At 50.8% G+C, this 21,007-nt stretch carries 21 protein-coding genes; 5 read left to right on the forward strand and 16 right to left on the reverse strand.

From position 1 onward, the window contains the following. Position 1: 1 nt before the first annotated feature. From lpxA to rpsB, 13 genes are all read right to left on the reverse strand, one after another. A complete protein-coding gene (gene lpxA / locus BIZ37_RS09955) occupies positions 2 to 790 on the reverse strand; it encodes an acyl-ACP--UDP-N-acetylglucosamine O-acyltransferase (protein ID WP_187461378.1) in 789 nt (262 codons plus the stop codon). After that, positions 790 to 1,242 carry a 3-hydroxyacyl-ACP dehydratase FabZ gene (fabZ, locus tag BIZ37_RS09960; RefSeq protein WP_187461379.1) on the reverse strand — a complete coding sequence of 151 codons (453 nt, stop codon included), beginning with the start codon at positions 1,240 to 1,242 and terminating at the stop codon, positions 790 to 792. The genes lpxA and fabZ overlap by 1 nt, the downstream gene beginning before the upstream one ends. Positions 1,243 to 1,337: 95 nt before the next feature. After that, on the reverse strand, positions 1,338 to 2,363 hold the full coding sequence (gene lpxD, locus BIZ37_RS09965; RefSeq protein WP_187461380.1) for a UDP-3-O-(3-hydroxymyristoyl)glucosamine N-acyltransferase: 1,026 nt from the start codon (positions 2,361 to 2,363) through the stop codon (positions 1,338 to 1,340). Positions 2,364 to 2,609: 246 nt separating this feature from the next. Continuing rightward, entirely contained in the window at positions 2,610 to 3,119 is a 510-nt protein-coding gene (locus BIZ37_RS09970) for an OmpH family outer membrane protein (protein ID WP_107301038.1), read from the reverse strand. A 19-nt stretch (positions 3,120 to 3,138) separates the two neighbouring features. Then, positions 3,139 to 5,544, reverse strand: coding sequence for an outer membrane protein assembly factor BamA (gene bamA / locus BIZ37_RS09975; protein WP_187461381.1), 2,406 nt, complete (start codon positions 5,542 to 5,544; stop codon positions 3,139 to 3,141). Between the two features lie 35 nt (positions 5,545 to 5,579). Continuing rightward, a complete protein-coding gene (gene rseP, locus BIZ37_RS09980) occupies positions 5,580 to 6,932 on the reverse strand; it encodes a sigma E protease regulator RseP (protein WP_187461382.1) in 1,353 nt (450 codons plus the stop codon). After that, entirely contained in the window at positions 6,929 to 8,125 is a 1,197-nt protein-coding gene (gene ispC / locus BIZ37_RS09985) for a 1-deoxy-D-xylulose-5-phosphate reductoisomerase (protein ID WP_187461383.1), read from the reverse strand. The genes rseP and ispC overlap by 4 nt, the downstream gene beginning before the upstream one ends. A gap of 112 nt (positions 8,126 to 8,237) precedes the next feature. Beyond that, positions 8,238 to 9,086, reverse strand: coding sequence for a phosphatidate cytidylyltransferase (locus tag BIZ37_RS09990; protein WP_255526726.1), 849 nt, complete (start codon positions 9,084 to 9,086; stop codon positions 8,238 to 8,240). A gap of 143 nt (positions 9,087 to 9,229) precedes the next feature. Then, positions 9,230 to 9,994: an isoprenyl transferase gene (locus BIZ37_RS09995; protein WP_187461385.1), complete on the reverse strand. Its 765-nt coding sequence runs from the start codon at positions 9,992 to 9,994 to the stop codon at positions 9,230 to 9,232. 80 nt (positions 9,995 to 10,074) lie between these two features. Beyond that, complete coding sequence (gene frr / locus BIZ37_RS10000; RefSeq protein ID WP_107301033.1) at positions 10,075 to 10,632, reverse strand: ribosome recycling factor; 558 nt, start codon at positions 10,630 to 10,632, stop codon at positions 10,075 to 10,077. Positions 10,633 to 10,714: 82 nt separating this feature from the next. Next, on the reverse strand, positions 10,715 to 11,443 hold the full coding sequence (pyrH, locus tag BIZ37_RS10005; RefSeq protein WP_107301032.1) for a UMP kinase: 729 nt from the start codon (positions 11,441 to 11,443) through the stop codon (positions 10,715 to 10,717). Positions 11,444 to 11,534: 91 nt separating this feature from the next. Further along, positions 11,535 to 12,380, reverse strand: a complete 846-nt coding sequence (gene tsf / locus BIZ37_RS10010; protein ID WP_107301031.1) for a translation elongation factor Ts — start codon at positions 12,378 to 12,380, stop codon at positions 11,535 to 11,537. Positions 12,381 to 12,494: 114 nt separating this feature from the next. Next, positions 12,495 to 13,223 carry a 30S ribosomal protein S2 gene (rpsB, locus tag BIZ37_RS10015; RefSeq protein ID WP_146157117.1) on the reverse strand — a complete coding sequence of 243 codons (729 nt, stop codon included), beginning with the start codon at positions 13,221 to 13,223 and terminating at the stop codon, positions 12,495 to 12,497. Positions 13,224 to 13,549: 326 nt separating this feature from the next. Here rpsB and map point away from each other — a divergent pair, with 326 nt between their 5' ends. The 3 genes from map (at position 13,550) to BIZ37_RS10030 (ending at position 17,576) form a co-directional block, all read left to right on the forward strand. Then, entirely contained in the window at positions 13,550 to 14,425 is an 876-nt protein-coding gene (map, locus tag BIZ37_RS10020; RefSeq protein ID WP_187461386.1) for a type I methionyl aminopeptidase, read from the forward strand. Between the two features lie 163 nt (positions 14,426 to 14,588). Beyond that, positions 14,589 to 17,162 (forward strand): bifunctional uridylyltransferase/uridylyl-removing protein GlnD, encoded by a 2,574-nt coding sequence (gene glnD / locus BIZ37_RS10025; RefSeq protein ID WP_370577329.1) that lies wholly within the window; start codon positions 14,589 to 14,591, stop codon positions 17,160 to 17,162. 33 nt (positions 17,163 to 17,195) lie between these two features. Continuing rightward, a complete protein-coding gene (locus tag BIZ37_RS10030; protein ID WP_107301027.1) occupies positions 17,196 to 17,576 on the forward strand; it encodes a DUF3461 family protein in 381 nt (126 codons plus the stop codon). Positions 17,577 to 17,666: 90 nt separating this feature from the next. Here the strand turns inward: BIZ37_RS10030 and BIZ37_RS10035 are convergent, their stop codons facing one another. The 3 genes from BIZ37_RS10035 to BIZ37_RS10045 form a co-directional block, all read right to left on the reverse strand. Then, complete coding sequence (locus tag BIZ37_RS10035; RefSeq protein WP_237157067.1) at positions 17,667 to 18,131, reverse strand: flavodoxin; 465 nt, start codon at positions 18,129 to 18,131, stop codon at positions 17,667 to 17,669. Positions 18,132 to 18,235: 104 nt separating this feature from the next. Continuing rightward, positions 18,236 to 18,979, reverse strand: coding sequence for a tRNA pseudouridine(65) synthase TruC (gene truC, locus BIZ37_RS10040; RefSeq protein ID WP_187461391.1), 744 nt, complete (start codon positions 18,977 to 18,979; stop codon positions 18,236 to 18,238). Positions 18,980 to 18,981: 2 nt separating this feature from the next. After that, positions 18,982 to 19,302: a YqcC family protein gene (locus tag BIZ37_RS10045; protein ID WP_187461388.1), complete on the reverse strand. Its 321-nt coding sequence runs from the start codon at positions 19,300 to 19,302 to the stop codon at positions 18,982 to 18,984. Positions 19,303 to 19,494: 192 nt separating this feature from the next. On the opposite strand from BIZ37_RS10045, the gene BIZ37_RS10050 reads away from it, so the two are divergent. After that, the gene (locus tag BIZ37_RS10050) at positions 19,495 to 20,538 is read left to right on the forward strand and encodes a DUF3549 family protein (RefSeq protein ID WP_187461389.1); all 1,044 of its coding nucleotides are present in this window, start codon (positions 19,495 to 19,497) and stop codon (positions 20,536 to 20,538) included. A 57-nt stretch (positions 20,539 to 20,595) separates the two neighbouring features. Beyond that, the gene (locus tag BIZ37_RS10055) at positions 20,596 to 20,901 is read left to right on the forward strand and encodes a DUF3301 domain-containing protein (RefSeq protein ID WP_187461390.1); all 306 of its coding nucleotides are present in this window, start codon (positions 20,596 to 20,598) and stop codon (positions 20,899 to 20,901) included. Positions 20,902 to 21,007 lie beyond the last annotated feature (106 nt).

Genomic DNA, 21,007 nt, shown 5'->3' on the forward strand with positions numbered 1-21,007 from the left:
GTTAACGAATAATTCCGCGTTCGGTGTTGTTCAGCGCATCCAGGAACAAGCCAACAGACGGCCATTCTTCGGCCATCTCAGCCAGTACCGGCTTCACTTCTTCCATGGTTTTACCTGAACGGTAAATTTCCTTGTAGGCGCGACGCAGGGCATGGAGCTCTTTCTTCTCAAAGCCATTACGTTGCAAGCCAACCAAGTTCAAACCGTAAGGTGTCGCGTGGTTACCCTGTGCCAATACATATGGCGGCACATCTTGAACCACTGCAGAGCAACCGCCAACATAGCTGAAGGCACCAACCGTACAGAATGGGTGGATCGCAGATAGTGCCATGACACCAGCATGGTCAGCAACGGTCACGTGGCCACCCAAGATAGAGTTATTGCCAATGTGAGTGTGGTTACCTACCACAACATCATGGGCAATATGGGCATTAACGCACAGCAGGTTATCATTTCCTACGATAGTCACGCCTTTGTCCTGAATGGTGCCACGATGGATCTGCACGCTTTCGCGGATCACATTGCGATCACCGATTTCCAAGCGAGTCGGTTCACCGTTGTACTTCTTGTCCTGACACTCTTCACCGACAATGGCATACGGGAAGATACGGTTATCGTTACCGATCTTGGTTGGCCCCTTGATCACAACATGCGACATGATCTCGTTGCCGTCACCAATCTCGACATCTTTGCCGATATAGGTAAACGGGCCAACCGTAACATTGGCGCCAATCTTAACGCCTTCTTCAATCACCGCCGATGGGTGAATCTGCGCAGTTTCGTGGATCATTAAAACTCTCGTCTTGCACATTTCAGCTCAGCTGAACAAACAACGGCACCGTCAACTTTTGCTACACCATTAAACATAGCAATACCACGGCGCTCCTTCAGGAATTCAACCTCGATAACCAACTGATCACCAGGGCCCACTGGCTTGCGGAATTTCGCATTGTCGATGCTAGCAAAGTAGTAAAGCTCGTTTTCCGCTGGCGCGCCGAAGGTTTTGAATGCCAACAAGCCAGTTGCCTGCGCCATGGCTTCAAGGATCATCACGCCCGGGAAAACCGGCATTTTTGGAAAGTGGCCAGTAAACTGAGGTTCGTTAACCGATACATTCTTGATGCCCGTTAGGGTTTTACCTTCTTCGTAATGCGTTACGCGGTCAATCATCAAAAATGGGTAACGGTGTGGAAGAAGCTCTTGAATCTCTGTGATATTCAGCGTTTTATTTTCGCTAGTCAAAACTGAATTCCTGTTTGAAAATATTAAAAATGCGGTTAATTCGAAAAGCAAAGCGGCCACTATGCCTGGCCGCCTGAGCGGTTACTGGACGGCGCTTATTCGCCCTTTTCCAGCTGCTTTTCAACGGCCTTAAGACGCTTGTTCATGTCGTCGATCTTCATCGTACGGGCAGCGGTCTTACGCCATTCCTTATTAGGTTGAAGCGGGATTCCAGAAGAGTACATGCCCTTCTCTTCAATGCTGCGCATCACCATACCCATACCGGTAATCGTCACGCCGTCGGCGATTTCAATATGGCCGTTAAGCACTGATGCGCCGCCGATAATACAGTATTTACCAATTTTGGTACTGCCAGCAACAATGGTACCACCAGCCATAGCCGTACCATATCCGATCTGCACATTGTGGGCGATTTGCATCTGGTTATCGATGATCACGTTATCTTCGATGATGGTGTCATCCAGCGCACCGCGGTCAATAGTCGTACAGGCACCAATTTCGACACGGTTGCCGATTCGAACACTGCCCAGCTGAGGGATCTTCACCCACTCGCCTTTATCGTTGGCATAGCCGAAGCCGTCTGCACCAACCACAGTACTAGACTGGACCAAGCACTGGTCACCCAGAACGACATTGTGGTAGATGGTTACATTTGCCCATAGTTTGGTGCCAGCACCAATTTGAGCGTTCTTGCCAATAAAGCATCCCGCACCGATTTGGGCGTTATCACCAATCTGCGCGCCGGCCTCGATAACAGCATTGTGACCGATAGAGACGTTCTCACCAAGCTGAGCCGTTGGATCAACATAGGCCGATGCCGCGATATCAGAAGCTGCTGCGGGAGTGGTATCCAATAGTTGAGCCACTTTTGCATACCCCAAGTATGGGTCTGCCATCAGCAAGGCGTTACCTTCAAAGCCTTCAGCATCAGCCTCTTTGAGCATCACAGCTGCCGCTTGGCACTCTGCCAGCTGCTTACGGTATTTACTGCTCGACAGGAAGGTGATCTGGCCTTCTTTGGCCGTTGCCATCCCCGCAATAGATTCGATAACTACTGTGCCGTCACCACGAAGTTCAGCACCCAGCTTAGCTGCTATATCAGCAAGAGTCATTCCAGCCATTCGATACCTTATATATTTTCTAATTCTATGTTGGCATACCTAATACCAACCGGTAATTCTATCTTGTTCAACAGACAGACCCTATTATTGAGACGTCTATGTTGACCCAGAATATCATTCCACTTGGTAAGACCAGTATGCAAGGGGCTATCCGCCCAAAATAAAACAAGTCGAAAGATGAAGTTTACCAAAGTATCCCCCATGCTTTCGACTTATATAAAGAGTTTCTGAGATGTTAAAGTAAGCTTACTTAACGGCAGAAATCACTTTCGAAGACAGATCGTCGCTCGGGCTTGCGTACAGTACCGCATTAGCATCAACAACTAGATCGTAACCTTCACGCTTAGCCACATCCTGAATTGCAGTGCGCAGCTTCTGAACCAACTTCTGCTCTTCCTCTGCGCCGCGACGACGCTGATCTTCCTGCAGTGCCTGCGCCTTCAGCTTGTAGTTAGACTCCAATGCCTGCATTTCACGCTGTAGCTTAGTTTTCTCGCTTGAGCTCATCAGCTCGCCATCGCGCTTCATTTTGTCAACTTTGGTCTTCATGCGACCTTCGATGCCACGTAGTTCATCGATGCGATCTTTGAACTCGTTACGTAGCTTTTCAGACACATTGTATCGCTGAGCCAACTGGGCCATTGCTTGACCCGTTGCCACATAACCCACCTTTTGTGCGGCTTCTGCGGCTTGGGCATAAAATGACGACGATAGAATCACAAGGCTAAGGCCAGCCGCTTTCATCCACTGTTTCAAAGGGTATCTCCTCAAATATTTAGAATGTTCGACCAATCGTGAAGGTGAAGAATTCTTCATCATCACCCTCGTATTTCTTGATTGGTTTAGCAACCGAGAATACGAGCGGTCCCATTGGCGACATCCACTGCAGGGCGGCACCATAAGACGCACGAATCAACGACGGATCGGAATAATCATTAATATACTTGCCTTCCGCGCTGCTCGGCACATCATATTCCGTATCCCACACCGTACCGGCGTCAACAAACACACTGGTACGAATTTGGTTGCGGACCTCATCGGACGCGAACGGCGTCGGGACGATCAGCTCCATACTGGCCAGGGCAACGGCGTTACCACCCGCTGCGTCATCTGAACCGATATATTCAGGGTTGTTCGGGCCATTACCATTAATGTAGATGGCCTTTGGACCTACCGTGTTCGAACGGAAACCACGTAGGGTCGAGAAACCACCGGCATAGTAGTTTTCATAGAACGGCAACAACTGGTCACTGCCATTATCCGTTGTACCATAACCATTACCGTAACCAACCCGGCCACGGAGCAATAGGCTATAGTCGTGGTCTTCAGTCAGCGGGAAGTACTGGCGGACATCATACTGAGCTTTGAAGTACTGGGCATCCGAGCCAGGAATCGTCATGCGGAATGTCGCACGCTGGTGGTTACCGGCAGTTGGGAAGTAACCTCGGTTAAGGTTATTTCGGGTCCAAGATACCGACCAGTTGAAGTCGTCCAGCTCGATAACATTATCGCCAGTGTTGAAGCCATGGATTAACTTGAACTTCTCAATCTGGACGTATTCCTGAGTATTGGAAATTTTGTTGTGATCGTAGCCCAAACCAAATTCGAAGAAGTTCAGCTCATCAAATGGGAAACCCCAGGTCAGGCTGGCACCGTAGCTCTGGTTGGTATAGTCAGAGATGTTGGCATCGGATGCCTCGAACTCGTTGTAGTACACCTTGCCGCCCAAACTAATACCATCGAGGGTAAAGTACGGGTCACGGTACTCCAAGCTGACGTTTTTCTGGTAATCGTTCATCATCGCATTGATACCAAAACGATTACCGGTACCTAGGAAGTTATCCTGCTGGATACCTGCCTGGAAACTGATCCCTGATTCAGTACCATAGCCGACACCAAAGTTGATGTTACCGGCATTGGCCTCTTTAACCGAGTATTCTAGATCGACCTGATCGTCAGTGCCCGGAACACGGACAGTTTGGACATCAACCGTTTCGAAAAAGCCGGTACGGCTCAAACGCTCTTTACCGCGCTCTACCGAGCGGGAGTTGAGCCAGCTGCCTTCCATCTGGCGCATTTCACGGCGAAGAACTTCATCTTTGGTCGAGGTATTGCCCGAGAAACCAATATTACGCACATAAATACGCTTGCCCGGTTCAACATTGACAATCAGTGCGACTTCTTGGTTGTCGTCGTCAAAGTCAGGGATGGTGTTGACCTGCGGGTAGGCATAACCGAGCTCACCGAGCTTGCGCTTCAGCGACTCTTCCAGGGCTGTCACTTCGGCGCCGTTGTAGACGTCGCCACCTTCAATAGCAACCAGAGATTCCAACTCGGCACTCTTGCCCAGCAAATCACCACGCAATTGTACGTTTTTGATTTTATACTGCTCACCCTCGTCAACCTTCAGGGTGATGTATACCCCTTTCTTGTCAGGGGATATCGCAACTTGAGTCGAATCTAGGCGGTATTTGAGGTAACCATTGTTGAGGTACATTGAGCGCAAAGTCTCCAAGTCCCCAGCCAGTACCTGCTTCTGGTATTTCTTGTCAGCAAAGAAGTTCCACCACGATACTTCAGACTGAAGCTTGAACTTATCGCGTAGCTCTTCATCGCTAAATACATCGTTACCGATGAAGTTGATCTGCTGGATCTCAGCCGATACCCCTTCGGTGAACACAAACTTCAAGTCAGCACGGTTACGCGGCAGCGGCGTTACAACCGCCTGCACTGTCGCGTTATACTTACCAACGCTGTAGTAGAAGTCTTCCAACCCTTTTTCAATTTTGCTCAGAGTGGTACGGTCAAGCGATTCACCGACACGGATGCGGGAAGCATCAAGGTTCTCCGTCAGCTGCTCTTCCTTGATAGCCTTGTTGCCAGAGAAGGTAATACTGGCAATCGTCGGGCGCTCCTGCACCTGAACCAACAAGGCGTTCCCATCACGGAAAACTTGAATATCTTCGAAGTTACCCGACGCAAACAGCGACTGGATCATCTCGGAAATATCACCCTCATCGACATTGTCACCAACCCTTACCGGCATTTGGAGCAATGCGGCACCGAGCGTCACACGCTGGAGGCCCTCAAAGCGGATATCGTCTACTACAAATTGTTCCGCACTCTGCGCAACACTACTGCCAAGCAGTAGTGATGCGACCAACAGTTTTTTCATCGCCATTACTGTTCTGATTATTCCTTGCTAAAACGCTCTTATTAAAGGCGGGTAAAATCATTGAATAGCGCAACAGCCATTAATGCAACCAAAATGGCTGAGCCCACTCTATAGCCTATATCCTGAACACGTTCAGAAACAGGACGACGTGTTACCGCTTCGATGGCAAAAAACATCAAATGTCCACCATCCAATACCGGAAGCGGCAACAAGTTGACAATCCCCAGATTGACACTGATCAAGGCCAAGAAACCCAGGAAATACACCACACCATAATCGGCGGTCATTCCAGCCCCTTTGGCAATCGAGATCGGGCCACTCAAATTTTTCATTGCCACATCACCGGTCACCAACTTGGTCACCATATCAAAGGTCAATGTGACGAGCTGCCAAGTTTTTTCAGCAGCCTTACCCACCGCCTCAATCGGTCCATATTGCAAATTAATGCGGTACGATTCAGGCCATGGTTCTACTTTCGGTGCAAACCCTGCGTAGCCGACAAGCTCATCGCCGGATTCCTGTGCCCCTGGCGTTAACGTCAATGCGACAGGCTCACCGTCGCGCAACACTTCCATCGCCAGCGTCTGCTGAGGATGAGAGCGAACCGCATCAACGACCTGCTGCCAGTCGGTCACGCTTTCCCTGTCGATTGCAATAATTTCGTCATTTAAACGCAAACCGGCGGCGATTGCTGCTCCGTCTTCCACAAGTTGTGAAATGACCAGAGTAATTTTAGGCGAGTATGGCGTGATCCCCAATGTTGTAAGCACGCGCTCACTTTCTGGGTCAAACGACCAACTCGACAAGTCGAGTTGCTTCTCGATTTCGTAACTGTTACCAGGTTCAGTAACGGTCAACACCATTTCTTTATCGCCAATGTGGGAAATCATCGCCATATTAACGGATTCCCAATCTGCGGTTTTGATTCCTGAAATAGTCTTTAGTTCCATTCCACTTTCAATTCCTGCCTCAGCAGCAATCGATTGTGGCGCGATTTCACCAATCACTGGCTTCACCGCCGGCACACCAATCAGGTAAACAACCCAGTAGGCAACGATAGCAAACAAGAAGTTAGCTAGGGGGCCAGCAGCCACAATAGCACTGCGCTGCCATAGTTTTTTGTTGTTGAACGCCATATGGCGGCGATCAGAATCAACCGGCTCAACCCGCTCGTCGAGCATTTTGACATAGCCCCCTAAAGGGATCATCGCCAAGGTATATTCAGTGCCATCTTTGCCTACTTTGCGCCAAAGGGCCTTACCAAAGCCAATGGAGAACTTCTCGACATAGACCCCGCAACGGCGTGCAACCCAGAAGTGCCCGTATTCATGTACGGCAATTAATATGCCGAGGGCGAGTAGAAATGCGCCTAGGTTCCACAATATTCCTGTCATAACGATACCTTACGTATTACTTCCTGTGCCAAGACCCGGGTCATTCTATCTAGCTCAATAACGCTTTCCAAGTCGGTTGGTTCAACCAGTGAAGCAGCCCCCAACACCTGGCTGTTCACCTTGGCAATATCGGTAAAGCCCAAGCGATTATCTAAAAATGCCGCGACGGCCTCTTCATTGGCCGCATTAAGCGCTGTCGTAGCCGCTTGGCCGCTAAAGCAAGCGTCCATCGCCAGCTTCAGACATGGGTAGCGGGCAAAGTCCGGCTTGAGGAAGGTAAACTCACCAACCTGGCTGAAATCCAATGGTGCAACACCCGCATCCACTCTTTCAGGATAGGACATTGCACAAGCAATCGGGGTTCTCATATCAGGTAACCCCATCTGGGCCAATACCGAACCATCTTTGTACTGCACCATGGAATGGATAACAGATTGCGGGTGAATAATCACATCCATTTGCTCACGCGAGGCATTGAACAACCAGCGCGCCTCGATAAACTCCAAGCCCTTGTTCATCATAGTGGCTGAGTCGACAGAAATTTTCGGCCCCATCGACCAATTCGGGTGGGCAATCGCCATCGCTGGCGTCACCGCAGCCAACTCACTCACATCGGTATAACGGAACGGGCCACCGGAGCCAGTCAGTAAGATTTTGCTCACTCCTGCAGCCTCAAGGTCACAATACCCCATCGCGCGCTGAACTTGCTCCGGCAAGCTCTGGAAAATGGCATTGTGCTCGCTGTCTACCGGCAACAGTTCGGCGCCGTATTCACGGCAGGCATCGATAAACATCTGACCTGACATCACCAGGGCTTCTTTGTTTGCCAGCAAAATACGCTTGCCGGCCTTGACCCCAGCCATCGTCGGCATCAAACCAGCGGCACCAACAATCGCCGCCATCACGGTATCAATTTCATCAAGTGACGCGACTTGGCACATTCCGGCTTCGCCAGCCAATACTTCGGTTGCCACGCCATGTTGTTTGAGCTGTATGCGCAATTGCTCTGCTGCACTTACCGAGGCCATTGCCGCGTACTTTGGCTGCCACTGGCAGCATAGCTCAAACATTTTCTGGCTATTGCTACCCGCAGCGAGGGCTACAACGTCAAACAACTCGGGATTCTGTGCAGCAACAGCCAAAGTGCTGCTCCCAATAGATCCCGTCGCACCAAGAATCGTTAATTTACGCATACTATCACTTAACAACAAACAATCATTGACTGGCCAATTGAGCATGGCACTCAAGCCGGTAGCAAACAAGTAAGTAATGACTCACACTACCGGCATGAAATAGAAAGTTGGCTTATACCAACCATAAATACAGTAGGGCAAAAACAGGAAGGGCAGCTGTCAGGCTATCGATACGGTCAAGAATACCACCATGCCCAGGCAGGATATTACCGCTGTCTTTGATACCAGAGACGCGCTTGAACATACTCTCGACCAGATCACCCAGTACAGAAGCCACCACAGTGATCACTGCAATCAGTAACAGGCTAGACACGCTTGTAAATGGGATCCCCATCAACGCTGCACCGCTCCAAGTCACAGCGACAGCCAGTACCGCACCGCCAATCAAGCCTTCGATAGTCTTGTTCGGGCTGACGGCTGGGGCCATCTTGTGTTTACCAAAGCGCTTGCCAGAGAAATATGCACCGGTATCGGCAGCCCATACCAAGAAACACACCAACATCACCAGTTTGGCGCCATGGTATGGGTTATCAAGGTAATTTACCGCGCGGAGCATCAGCACGCTCCAGAAGAAAGGTAGCAAGGTCAGCAAGCCAAAAAGGTGCTTTAGAGGAGGGGCCGAAGACCAGAACTTGGTACTACCCGGGTAGCTAATGGCCAATGCCGAAGCGACAATCCACCATAGGCCACCAATCAGCAGCATCGCCTGGTGAGATGCAGCCAGTGCGGCCAGCGTCTCGACATCGGTAGGCATAATCATCAGTGAAGCCACCATGGCCGCAACCGGAAGAGCCATCGCCGCTAGACGCGATTTTGTTTCAACAAATTGTGTCCACTCCCAGAAACCCAACAGGGTAATAGCCGCAAGGGCTGCAATGAAAGCAGGAAAAGGCAAAAGGAAAATTCCTGCGATAACTAAGGGAGCGAGAATGACTGCGGTAATAATACGTTGCTTAAGCAAACTGCGTCCTCTCATTTTTCTATTGTGGCCGTGCCCATCGGCAACGGTGTTCGGGTAATCCAATTACCAGTAAAAAAGGCATCGAGACCATAGCCAGATGCCCTATAAAATACATAATCCTGTCAGCGCCGACGAGCGAAAAGTTAGTTACCCATCAATGCTTGGATTTGCTCGCCGGTACAACCGAAGCGGCGCTCCCGGTTAACAAACCACGCAACAGCCTCAGCAAAGCTTTTTTCATCGAAATCTGGCCAGTGCTGCTCGGTAAAGTAAAGCTCGGCGTAAGCCGTCTGCCACAGCATGAAATTACTGATTCGGCACTCACCGCTGGTACGGATCAGGAGATCGACATCGGGTAGGCCTGCTGTGGATAATCCTGAAGCCAACATTTCTTCAGTGATATCTGATTCTGTGAGTCCTTGCTCGGCAGCCTGCTGAACAAGTTGCTTTGCAGCCTGTAAAATATCCCATTGGCCGCCGTAATTAGCTGCCACGTTCAGCACCAAGCCGGTATTGTCGGCGGTCAGTGCTTCTGCATCTGAGATTTTTTTCTGCAAGCGCTCGCTGAACCGGCGGGTATCACCGATGATTCGCAAGCGAATATTGTTCTTGTGTAGGCGCTTCACTTCACGACTGAGTACAGTCATGAACAATTCCATCAGCAAAGAGACTTCGTCTTCGGGCCGGCGCCAGTTCTCGCTGCTAAATGCAAACAGAGTGACACACTGGATCCCCAAGCGACGTGCGGTCGAGACAGTCTTACGTACGGCTTCTACGCCGGCCTTGTGGCCAAACACTCGAGGCTTGCCCTTGGCTTTTGCCCAGCGTCCATTGCCGTCCATTATCACGGCAACGTGCTTTGGCAAGCTGTCAGTACCAAGTGCAGTATCGATTGTATGCTCTGCCATACATCTCCCTCAAAAAAAAGCGCTGTGCTGCACGCACAGCGCCCTAAACCATATCAAGCAATCGAACTTAAGGCTAAGCCTTAAACTTCCATTAGCTCTTTTTCTTTCGCTTCTAGGATCACTTCGATGTCCTTAACCGCTGCATCAGTCAGCTTCTGGATATCGTCCTGAGCGCGACGGTCGTCATCTTCAGAGATTTCTTTGTCTTTCAGCAGTGCTTTAACGTCTGCGTTTGCGTCACGGCGGATGTTACGAACAGCAACACGGCCCTGCTCAGCTTCAGCGCGAACGATCTTAACCAGATCACGACGACGCTCTTCTGTTAGCGGTGGCAATGGAACGCGGATCACAGTACCTGCAGACATTGGGTTTAGGCCAAGGTCAGACATCATGATCGCTTTTTCAACTTTCTGAGTCAGCTCTTTATCGAACACTGTGATTGCCAGTGTACGAGAGTCTTCAGCAACAACGTTTGCTAGCTGCTTAAGCGGCGTGTTTGCACCGTAATACTCAACGTAGATAGTATCTAGCAGGCTTGGGTGTGCACGGCCAGTACGAACTTTAGCCAGCTGGTTTTTCAGCGCTTCAACGCTTTTGCCCATGCGCTCTTGCGCATCTTGTTTGATTGCATCAATCACGATTAATACCCTTAATGATTCGGTAAAGACGGGAGCCTATTCGCTCCCGAAAAGAATAAGTGGCGTCACTTACTCGCAAGACTTAGTCGTTAGAGATCAACGTACCTTCCTGCTCACCCATTACCACACGGCGCAGGGAACCAGGTTTGTTCATGTTGAACACGCGAATTGGCATGCTGTGGTCGCGAGCAAGCGTAAATGCGGCCAAATCCATCACTTTCAGTTCTTTCTCAAGAACATCTTGATAGCTTAGCTTATCACAAAGAACCGCATCTGGGTTCTTAACTGGGTCATCTGTGAACACACCGTCAACTTTTGTTGCTTTCAGTACCACATCAGCTTCGATTTCGATACCACGTAGGCATGCTGCTGAGTCAGTAGTAAAGAACGGGTTACCAGTACCGGCAGAGAAGATGACTACGCGGCCTTGGCGAAGCTGGCTAATCGCATCAGCCCAGTTGTAGTTGTCACAAACGCCGTTCAGAGGAATTGCTGACATTACTCGAGCGTTCACATAGGCACGGTGTAGCGCATCACGCATTGCCAAGCCGTTCATCACGGTTGCAAGCATACCCATGTGATCGCCCACAACTCGGTTCATACCTGCTTCTGCTAGGCCTGCACCACGGAACAGGTTACCACCACCGATAACAAGGCCAACTTGTACACCTAGTTCAATCAGTTCTTTGATTTCCTGAGCCATGCGGTCAAGAACTTGTGCATCAATACCAAAACCTTCCTCGCCCTGCAGTGCTTCCCCACTGAGTTTGAGCAGAATACGTTGATAAGTCGGTTTAGGATTCGTGGTCATTGGTTTACCTTCCAGGCTTACAAATATAGATACGGAGTTGTAAAAAGACCGCAGCCTAGGCTACGGTCTTTGGAGTTCTTAGCAAGAAGGATTAACCCTTCTGTACTGCTGCTACTTCTTCAGCGAAGCTCATTTCTTGAGCTTTCTCGATACCTTCACCAACTTCTAGGCGGATGAAGTTAGAAACTGTAGCGCCTTTCTCTTTTAGGATTTCGCCAACAGACTTCTTAGGTTCCATGATGAATGGCTGACCAGTTAGAGAGATTTCGCCTGTGAATTTCTTCATGCGGCCAACAACCATCTTCTCTGCGATTTCAGCTGGCTTGCCTTCGTTCATCGCGATCTCAACCTGAACCTGACGCTCTTTTTCAACTACGTCTGCAGGTACGTCTTCTGGGTTCACGAACTCAGGCTTAGAAGCAGCTACGTGCATAGCGATGTGCTTCAGAGTTTCTGCGTCGCCGTTACCAGCTACAACAACACCGATGCGGTCGCCGTGACGGTAAGAAGCGATGTTCTCGCCTTCGATGAACTCAACGCGACGGATAGAGATGTTCTCACCGATCTTAGCAACTAGCGCTACGCGAGTTTCTTCGAACTTAGCCTGAAGAGCTGCAACGTCTAGGCGCTCAGCTAGAGCAACGTCTAGTACTTCGTTAGCGAAAGCTAGGAAGCTTGCATCTTTAGCAACGAAGTCAGTCTGGCAGTTAACTTCAAGAAGAGCTGCAACACCGTTCGCGTCTTTGATTAGGATTGTACCTTCAGCAGCAACGTTACCTGCTTTCTTAGCAGCTTTTGCAGCGCCGCTCTTACGCATGTTTTCGATCGCTAGCTCAATGTCAGCGTTAGCTTCAACAAGCGCTTTTTTACATTCCATCATGCCTGCGCCAGTACGTTCACGCAGTTCTTTAACTAGGGCAGCTGTAACTGTTGCCATTGTTATATCCTCAGTTTTGAATACTTGGTGTAAAAATCAGGGGCCATGATCGGCCCCTGGTAACCATTCTTAGTTTACACAAGGTAACTTAAGATGCTCAAAGGAGCGCGGCTATTATTCAGCTTCTACGAAACCGTCTTGCTCAGCTTGAGCAACGATGTCTTGGTTGCGGCCTTCAGTGACAGTCTGAGCAACAGCACCAGTGTAAAGCTGGATAGAACGGATTGCGTCATCGTTACCTGGAACAACGAAGTCAACGCCGTCTGGGTTAGAGTTAGTATCTACTACTGCAAATACTGGGATACCCAGGTTGTTCGCTTCTTTGATTGCAATGTGCTCGTGATCAGCATCGATTACGAACATAGCGTCTGGTAGGCCGCCCATGTTCTTGATACCGCCTAGAGACTTCTCAAGCTTCTCCATTTCACGAGTACGCATTAGCGCTTCTTTCTTGGTTAGCTTGTCGAAAGTACCGTCTGTAGACTGAGTTTCAAGATCTTTTAGACGCTTGATTGACTGACGAACAGTTTTCCAGTTAGTCAGCATACCACCCAACCAACGGTTGTTTACGTAGTACTGGTCACAGTTAACTGCAGCTTCTTTGATAGATTCGCTGGCTGCACGCTTAGTACCAACGAAAAGAATCTTACCCTTGCGAGCAGCAATCTTGTTGATTTCTGCTAGAGCGTCGTTGAACATTGGTACAGTTTTCTCAAGGTTGATGATGTGCACCTTGTTACGAGCACCGAAGATGAATGGCTTCATCTTAGGGTTCCAGTAACGAGTTTGGTGACCGAAGTGAACACCAGCCTTAAGCATGTCGCGCATTGATACAGTTGCCATTGAATATTCCTCTATGGGGTTAGGCGTCCACATATCCCATCTTACCGACCCAGACAACGCCTTAGGCGTTACAGCTTCGCGAAAAACTGCTGGGCACCCCGGAAGATGTGCCGATATGTGTGAGTGATTAATAAAAGTTTAGTGCAATCGGCGTAAATGAATCGAAATCCAATTACCCGATCACGGCGCGCTTTATACCATATTTTCGCAACCAAAATCCAGCACCAATATCTTCAATTCAGCGATTGTACCGAATCTTGGTTTCCATCCAGCCCCCTCACTGTTACCATGTAAAGAAGAAGTAACAATCAAACAGAGAAGATTGAATGAGCATCAAGATCAAAACGGCTGAAGAGATCGAAAAAATGCGCGCTGCCGGCCGTTTGGCCGCTGACGTGCTGGAAATGATCGAACCTCACATCAAAGAAGGTGTGACGACGGATGAACTAAACCAAATCTGTCATGATTATGCGTTGGAAAAAGGCGCCTACTCGGCTCCGCTTGATTACCACGGTTTTCCGAAATCTATCTGTACGTCTATCAACCACATCGTGTGCCATGGCATCCCTGCCAGCCAGGATGAGATGGGTAGCAACGGCCAGATGAAGCCTGCTGTTCTGAAGAACGGCGACATCATCAACGTTGATATCACGGTTATCGTCCCGAACGACGAAAATGCCGACTTGAGCGTGCGCCCTGAAGGCTATCACGGTGACACATCAAAAATGTTCCTGGTAGGTGACGTATCCCCTGCAGACAAGCGCCTTTGCCGCGTGACTCAGGAAGCGCTGTACGTCGGTATGCGTAAAGTGAAGCCGGGTGCCCGCGTCGGTGATATCGGCACCGCAATTGAGAAATTCATCAAGGACAATAACAAGAAGAACCCACTGAACAAGTATTCTATTGTTAAGGATTTCTGTGGCCACGGCATTGGCAGCGAGTTCCATGAAGAACCGCAGGTAGTCCACTACCGCAACGGCGACCGTACCGTACTGAAAGCGGGTATGTGTTTCACCATCGAGCCGATGATCAATGCGGGTAAGTTCGGCTGTACCGTAGATGCCCAGGATGACTGGACGGTATACACCGGTGACGGCAAGAAGTCAGCCCAGTACGAACACACCATCGTGGTAACAGAGACAGGTTGTGAAGTGCTGACCCTACGCGGTGATGACACGATCCCACGTCTAATGAACAACTAAGCCGTGCCTAGCATGACTTAATCGACTGCTGAGCCGGCCTTTAGGTCGGCTTTTTTATTGCTATCAGTCCCGACCATGATAGGGTTATATCAAGAGTATTGACTATGCATGGACGGCAATGACAGATCCTATTTCTCACCCAGAGACCGAACAGGTCGATCCGATGGCTCCCGAACAGCTACGCTTGGAACTCGACCAGTTTACCGATAACCAGAAAGCCCAGTTTCTGGCCCATACCCCGGTAACCAATTTGGTCGAGGCCCGCTCACGCTATATCGACCATCTGCTGGAACGTTTATGGCAGCATTTCGGTCTCACCGAGCACCCAACCTTGTCACTGGTTGCTGTCGGCGGCTATGGCCGCGGTGAATTGCACCCGCTCTCAGATGTCGACATCCTGATCTTGAGTCAGGATCCTATTGACGATAACACCGGTAATACCGTCAGTGCCTTCCTCACCCTGCTGTGGGATCTCAAGCTTGATGTCGGCCACAGTGTGCGTACCATCGATGAGTGCATCAACATCGGCCAGGACGACCTGACCGTTGCCACCAACTTGCAAGAATCGCGCTGGTTGTGCGGTAATCAAGAGACCTACCAGCAGCTAGAAGAGCGCTTGAACGACGGCAGTTTCTGGCCCAGCGAGCAGTTCTACCAAGCCAAGCTGGATGAGCAGAAAACCCGCCATGCCCGTTATCACGATACCACTTACAACCTTGAGCCGGATATCAAATCCAGCCCCGGCGGCCTGCGTGATATCCATACCCTAAGCTGGGTAGCCCGACGCCATTTCGGTGCCACCAGCCTGTTGGAAATGAGCCGGTTTGGCTTTTTGACCGATGCCGAATACCGCGAACTGGTCGAATGCCAGGACTCGCTTTGGCGGATCCGTTTTGCCCTTCATTGCGAACTGCGCCGCTACGACAACCGCCTGACCTTCGGCCACCAAGCCTCCGTCGCCGAACTGCTTGGCTACCAAGGCGAAGGTAACCGTGGGGTAGAAATGATGATGAAGGACTTCTACCGCACCCTTCGTCGCGTCGCCGAGCTCAACAAGATGCTGTTACAGCTGTTTGACCAAGCGATCCTCAACAAGGGAAGCGCCCAGGAGCCTGTCGTACTCGATGAAGACTTCCAGCTACGAGGCCACTTGATAGAGGCGACCAAGCCGGCACTCTTCCAGGCCCGGCCTGAGACTATCCTCGATATGTTCCTGCATATTGCCCGCAACTCGCAGATAGAGGGGATTGCAGCCCCTACCCTGCGCCAGTTACGTACGGCACGACGCCGGCTCAACCGCTTCCTGATAGAGATCCCGGCGGCAAGAGACAAATTCATGGAACTGGTCCGCCAGCCCAACTGCTTGCTACGAGCATTTAAACTGATGCACCGCCATGGCGTCCTTTCCGCCTACTTGCCGCAATGGAGCCAGATCGTCGGCCAGATGCAATTCGATCTGTTCCATGTCTATACCGTTGACGAGCACACTGTCCGGCTACTCAAGAACATCAACAAATTCAATGATCCGGCCAACCGCGACAGGCACCCGATCTGCTGTGAAGTCTACCCGCGGGTGACCAAGAAAGAACTCCTGTTACTGGCTGCCATTTTCCATGATATTGCCAAGGGCCGGGGCGGCGATCATTCCGAGCTCGGTGGTGTCGATGCCTACGAGTTCTGTATCCAGCACGGCCTGTCCAAACCCGAGGCCAACCTAGTCAAATGGTTGGTCAACCAGCACCTGCTAATGTCAGTGACAGCCCAGCGCCGCGATATCTACGATCCTGAGGTCATCACCGAGTTTGCCAAGGAAGTACGCGACGAGGAGCGGCTCGATCACCTGATCTGCCTAACCGTGGCAGATATCTGCGCTACCAACCAAGAGCTGTGGAATAGCTGGAAGCGGACCCTGCTGGCTGAGTTGTACTACTCGACCCAGAAAGCGCTTCGCCGCGGGTTGGAAAACCCACCGGATATCCGCGAGCGGATCCGCCACAACCAACAGATGGCATCAGCCCTGCTGCGCAGCGAAGGCTTCGCTCCGCGTGATATTGAAGTGCTTTGGCAGCGTTTCAAGGCCGACTACTTCCTGCGCCACACCCACAAACAAATCGCCTGGCATGCAGAAGCCATCCTCAAACATGAGGATCACAGCAAGCCGCTGATCTTGATCAGCCAAAAGCCGACCCGTGGCGGTACCGAGGTCTTCGTTTACTGCCAGGACAAACCCAAGCTGTTTGCCATTGTGGTATCAGAGCTAGACAAGAAAAACCTCAGTGTCCACGATGCTCAGGTCATGACCAGCAAAGACGGCTTTGCCCTTGATACCTTCATGGTACTCGACCCGACCGGCAAGGCGCTGGGAGAAAACCGCCACCAGACCGTTCGTCGAGCCCTAGTCAACGCCCTGACTCACATGAAGTCCGATCGCAAGAAAAAGCGGCCGCCGTACAAACTTCAGCACTTCAACGTCAAAACCAAGGTTGACTTCCTACCAACGAAATCGGGTAAGAAGACCATGATGGAATTGGTGGCGTTGGACATGCCAGGCCTGCTAGCCCGTGTGGGCTCGGTGTTTGCCCGCCAGGGTATCAGCCTGCAGGCTGCCAAAATCACCACTATCGGCGAGCGAGCCGAAGACTTCTTTATCGTGACTAACCAGGACGGTGAGCAACTCAGCGAAGAGCAACAAGTGCAGCTGAGGGATGCACTGATAGAGCGGCTGGAAAAGAAATAATCACAAACCAAACAATAAAATCACGAGGCCAGTATGTACCCAAACCTCACCGCCATCGGCGTCGAAAAGCCAGACACCATTGAACGCTACAGCCTGCGGCAGGAAGCCGCCCATGACATTTTAAAAATCTACTTTGCCAAGCAGAAGGGAGAGTTGTTCGCCAAGAGTGTGAAGTTTAAATTTCCCCGCCAACGCAAATCAGTGATGGTGAACAGTGGTAGCCGGGAGTACAAGGAAGTTACCGAAATCAACCGCACCCTGACCTTTATCATCGATGAGCTCGATGGCATCACTAACAAAAAGCACAGTGAAGTTGATATCAAGAAAAAGATCCTCAGTGATCTACGCCACCTAGAGCAAGTGGTGAGCCATAAGATCGCCGAGATCGAGGCAGATCTAGAAAAGCTAAAATGATCGCCCCAACCTTCTGCGAATTTTCACAGAAGATTAAGCTAGAAAGTGTCCGTTCCAACCCGCTATTTCTCGCGGGTTGGCGTTGGAACCTTAGACTGCATCAGCCTGTTTGGCCCATCCCTCTAGCCAAGGCATCGCCACTTCCAATGCATCAAAATTGACACAGGCATCGACGTCCAATCGCTCAGCCAGTGGCTTCGCCTGAAGTTGAAGCAGCAATTCATCAAACTGCCGCCCACCGCCACAGAAGCGATCTTCACCATAACTGGAATCACCTAGGGAAATGACCCCATAGCGCAGTTGGGGCATCAAAGGGAAAGTATCATTAAGCGCCTGATAGAGAGGCAGTAAGTTATCGGGGATCTCTCCCTGACCGGTTGTGGACGAGACCACCAGCGCCAGATCCTGCTGGTAGCCAAGAAACTCATCCAACGTTGGCTCGAGAAAGAGCTCAACCTGATGGCCTGCCTCAACCAAATAGCGCTCCACCTCCTGGGCAACCTCTTCAGCCCCGCCGAACACCGAGCCGACAAACACACCTATTTTCGCCATCATCCAACACCATCCTTTGTGCCCAAACTACTCGATAATATTAACTGTGGTCTTTGAAGAGGTTAGATGCAAGTTTATTGGCTACCTGGCATTACAAAGCGCTGAAGTTACGAAGCATCAGGCATCATCAAAGCCGGAGCCCAACCAAAGGCGTCCATCACCCGCATCCATGCCTCGTCAACACCGGCACGAATATCCAGCATTTCTCCTGTCAGCGGATGTTGGAGTTGCAGGCGCGAAGCATGCAGCATCAAGCGGCGGCAGTCGTAATTGTCACGGAACATCCTATTGTGGCGGCCATCACCGTGGTTCACATCACCGATAATATGGTGGCTAAGGTGGTGCATATGGCGGCGGAGTTGGTGCTTGCGTCCAGTCTCTGGCTTCATCTCTACCAAGGTGTAACGGCTAGTTGTATAGCGGCCAACCGGGATATCTGTTTCCACTTTGGCTAGCGGCGCATAGGCAGTGACTGCTGACTGGGCTTCTTTATCTTGGTTGGCATCTTTATCGGCAATTTTATCCAACTCTTCTTTGAGCGGGTAATCGAGTACCGCCGCTTCCTTGACCCAGCCACGAACCACAGCATGGTAGGTCTTTTTCACATCACGCCCAGCAAACATCGGCATCATCAACGACGCGGTTTCACTCGATAAGGCAAACAGCAATACCCCGGATGTTGGCCTATCTAATCGGTGCAGTGGGAACACGTGCTGACCGATTTGATCACGAAGGGTCTGCATCACAAACACGGTTTCATGGCGGTCAAGCCAAGAACGATGCACCAACATACCTGCAGGCTTGTTGACAGCAACCAGGTATTCATCGCGATAAAGGATCTCGAGTTCCATCACTACTTACTCTTAAATAATTGGTCAAGTTCACGGGTCACCGCCAAGATAGCCGGTTGGCCCTTGGCGTCTTTCATCGCTTCCTCGACATAGGGGGAAAATTCAAAGGCGGCAGGCAATGCCATATTCATAGCGATCATATGGCTTAGCTTGGGAATAAAAATCCATTGAAGCCATTGTTCGCAGCGCAGGGTATCAATAGAAAACGGCTGACTACTGCTGAGCACCTCAATAGAAGGTTGCTCGGCCTCCCAATAATCATTCTCTTGCAATACCGTGGCGAGCTTTTCCAATAACTGTTGGCAATGACGGGCTTTATCCATCACAGGACCTCTACAATGATTATCTTCGAAATTAAGGATTGTCTGGATTAAGGTGGCGAAGGATACCACCTCCCAAGCGCTAGCCCAAGGCAACCATAGCAGCACCCAAGCGAGAAAGTGTCATCGCAACTGCACCACAATGGGGTTTGGTATATACTCGTTGTCCTTGATTGAGGAGCACTGAGACTGCCAATGGATAATTTTCATACCCTTACCCAACTCCTAGACAACGCTGGCTGCCAGTACAAGATTTTCGATCTTGGCCGCCGGGTCAATGAGATCGACGTCGAGCAATTCAAGGCAGTGGAAGAAAACCGCCAGCCTTATCCATGGCCGCTGCAGCAGCATGCCCATCTGTCTATCTCGTTCTGGCAGGCTGGCAATCCACCGTGGATTTGGTTTCTGCGCCTACCGCTAGATGAGCGCGGCCTACTCAAACAAGCCGCTGTCGGTGATTTCATTAAATATGTTATCGAAGCCATGGGGGCAACCCTCAACAGCACACCGACTGAAGAAGAGCAGGAAAAGCTGGCTGCTAACCCTTATACCTTCAAGCCAAGCGATGACAAGATGGCTATTTTCCATGCCCAGTTGCGAAGCCAACTCGCGCTGCCTGCGAGCCAATACTACGAACATGCCCAGCATTACCTGACAGGCGATCTAGGCTGGGACAAATGGCAAGGGGTTGGCCTGCAGGGCCTGGCCGATGTCTGTGCCCGTATTAAGCAGGAAAACAACGCAACATTGCTGCGAAAAGCCATCAACAACCTGCCATTGACACCTTTCTATGCACTGTTAGGCTGCCTTGAGCATTGCCAACTGCCGGAGCCATTGGCTGCCCGCTTGGCCGAGCGCCTTGAACAGGAAGTCGCTGTCGATACTCCGGATTTGTTTTTAGTTGCTGCCTTGATCCGTGCCCTGTCAGGCGCTGAAGCACAGCTGCTTCGTAAACAGTTGGAAAAATTACTGGCCCAACCCGAACTTTGCCATCCAGAGGTGTTAGTCGCTATTGCCGGTCGATGCTGGAATGGTTTGGCCGATACCCAAGTCGCCACTACTTTCCTGCTTCGTCTTGCCGAGGCCGGCGAACAGGCACTGTTCAACCAGTTGTTTGCCGATTTGGTTATGCTGCCAATGCTACGCGGGATCATGCTGCAGGTTCTTCACGGCCAGGCCGACCCGGCACTAGTCGATGCCATCACCAAGCTCCAGCAACACGCCAGAAACGCTCAGTAATTCGAGAGAACCTTTCCCCGGCTCATCCTGCCGGGGAGAGAACAAGGATATTTTGATATGGAAAACCTGCTGGGTATTTTACTTATGGCCATAGTTGGCTACCTGTTCTGGCAGCAACGACGACAGACTGAACTAGCCAACTATTTCATCAACCAGCGCTGCGAGCATCTGGGGCTACAACTGCTCAATACTGCAAGGGGGGAACACCGCCTGCGGGATCGCAACGGCCGCTGGGGCTGGCATACAATCTACCTATTTGAATTCTCTGCCGATGGCCAAGATGCCTACCAGGGGCATATCGTCATGAAAGGCTTCCACCCGCTGACGATCCATGTGCCGCCGCATAGGATGCCGGGGGAATAAACAGGGTGCTGGGTGCTGGGTGCTGGGTGCTGGGTTGATATGACCCCCGTAAAGTAGACACGGGGGTTAATTTCTCAGTTCGTACATCATGGGACTCAGTCCACCA

It is taken from the genome of Photobacterium sp. BZF1 (genome assembly GCF_014349205.1).
Lineage (GTDB): Bacteria > Pseudomonadota > Gammaproteobacteria > Enterobacterales > Vibrionaceae > Photobacterium.

Excerpts from the sequence above, each read along its gene's own strand:
- rseP (WP_187461382.1), bottom strand. The coding sequence starts at position 6,932 with ATGACAGGAATATTGTGGAACCTAGGCGCATTTCTACTCGCCCTCGGC.
- ispC (WP_187461383.1), bottom strand. The coding sequence starts at position 8,125 with ATGCGTAAATTAACGATTCTTGGTGCGACGGGATCTATTGGGAGCAGC.
- map (WP_187461386.1), top strand. The coding sequence starts at position 13,550 with ATGAGCATCAAGATCAAAACGGCTGAAGAGATCGAAAAAATGCGCGCT.
- lpxD (WP_187461380.1), bottom strand. The coding sequence starts at position 2,363 with ATGGCTGGAATGACTCTTGCTGATATAGCAGCTAAGCTGGGTGCTGAA.
- bamA (WP_187461381.1), bottom strand. The coding sequence starts at position 5,544 with ATGGCGATGAAAAAACTGTTGGTCGCATCACTACTGCTTGGCAGTAGT.
- BIZ37_RS09995 (WP_187461385.1), bottom strand. The coding sequence starts at position 9,994 with ATGGCAGAGCATACAATCGATACTGCACTTGGTACTGACAGCTTGCCA.
- tsf (WP_107301031.1), bottom strand. The coding sequence starts at position 12,380 with ATGGCAACAGTTACAGCTGCCCTAGTTAAAGAACTGCGTGAACGTACT.
- BIZ37_RS10035 (WP_237157067.1), bottom strand. The coding sequence starts at position 18,131 with ATGATGGCGAAAATAGGTGTGTTTGTCGGCTCGGTGTTCGGCGGGGCT.
- BIZ37_RS10050 (WP_187461389.1), top strand. The coding sequence starts at position 19,495 with ATGGATAATTTTCATACCCTTACCCAACTCCTAGACAACGCTGGCTGC.
- glnD (WP_370577329.1), top strand. The coding sequence starts at position 14,589 with ATGGCTCCCGAACAGCTACGCTTGGAACTCGACCAGTTTACCGATAAC.
- BIZ37_RS10030 (WP_107301027.1), top strand. The coding sequence starts at position 17,196 with ATGTACCCAAACCTCACCGCCATCGGCGTCGAAAAGCCAGACACCATT.
- lpxA (WP_187461378.1), bottom strand. The coding sequence starts at position 790 with ATGATCCACGAAACTGCGCAGATTCACCCATCGGCGGTGATTGAAGAA.
- pyrH (WP_107301032.1), bottom strand. The coding sequence starts at position 11,443 with ATGACCACGAATCCTAAACCGACTTATCAACGTATTCTGCTCAAACTC.
- rpsB (WP_146157117.1), bottom strand. The coding sequence starts at position 13,223 with ATGGCAACTGTATCAATGCGCGACATGCTTAAGGCTGGTGTTCACTTC.
- BIZ37_RS10045 (WP_187461388.1), bottom strand. The coding sequence starts at position 19,302 with ATGGATAAAGCCCGTCATTGCCAACAGTTATTGGAAAAGCTCGCCACG.
- BIZ37_RS10055 (WP_187461390.1), top strand. The coding sequence starts at position 20,596 with ATGGAAAACCTGCTGGGTATTTTACTTATGGCCATAGTTGGCTACCTG.
- truC (WP_187461391.1), bottom strand. The coding sequence starts at position 18,979 with ATGGAACTCGAGATCCTTTATCGCGATGAATACCTGGTTGCTGTCAAC.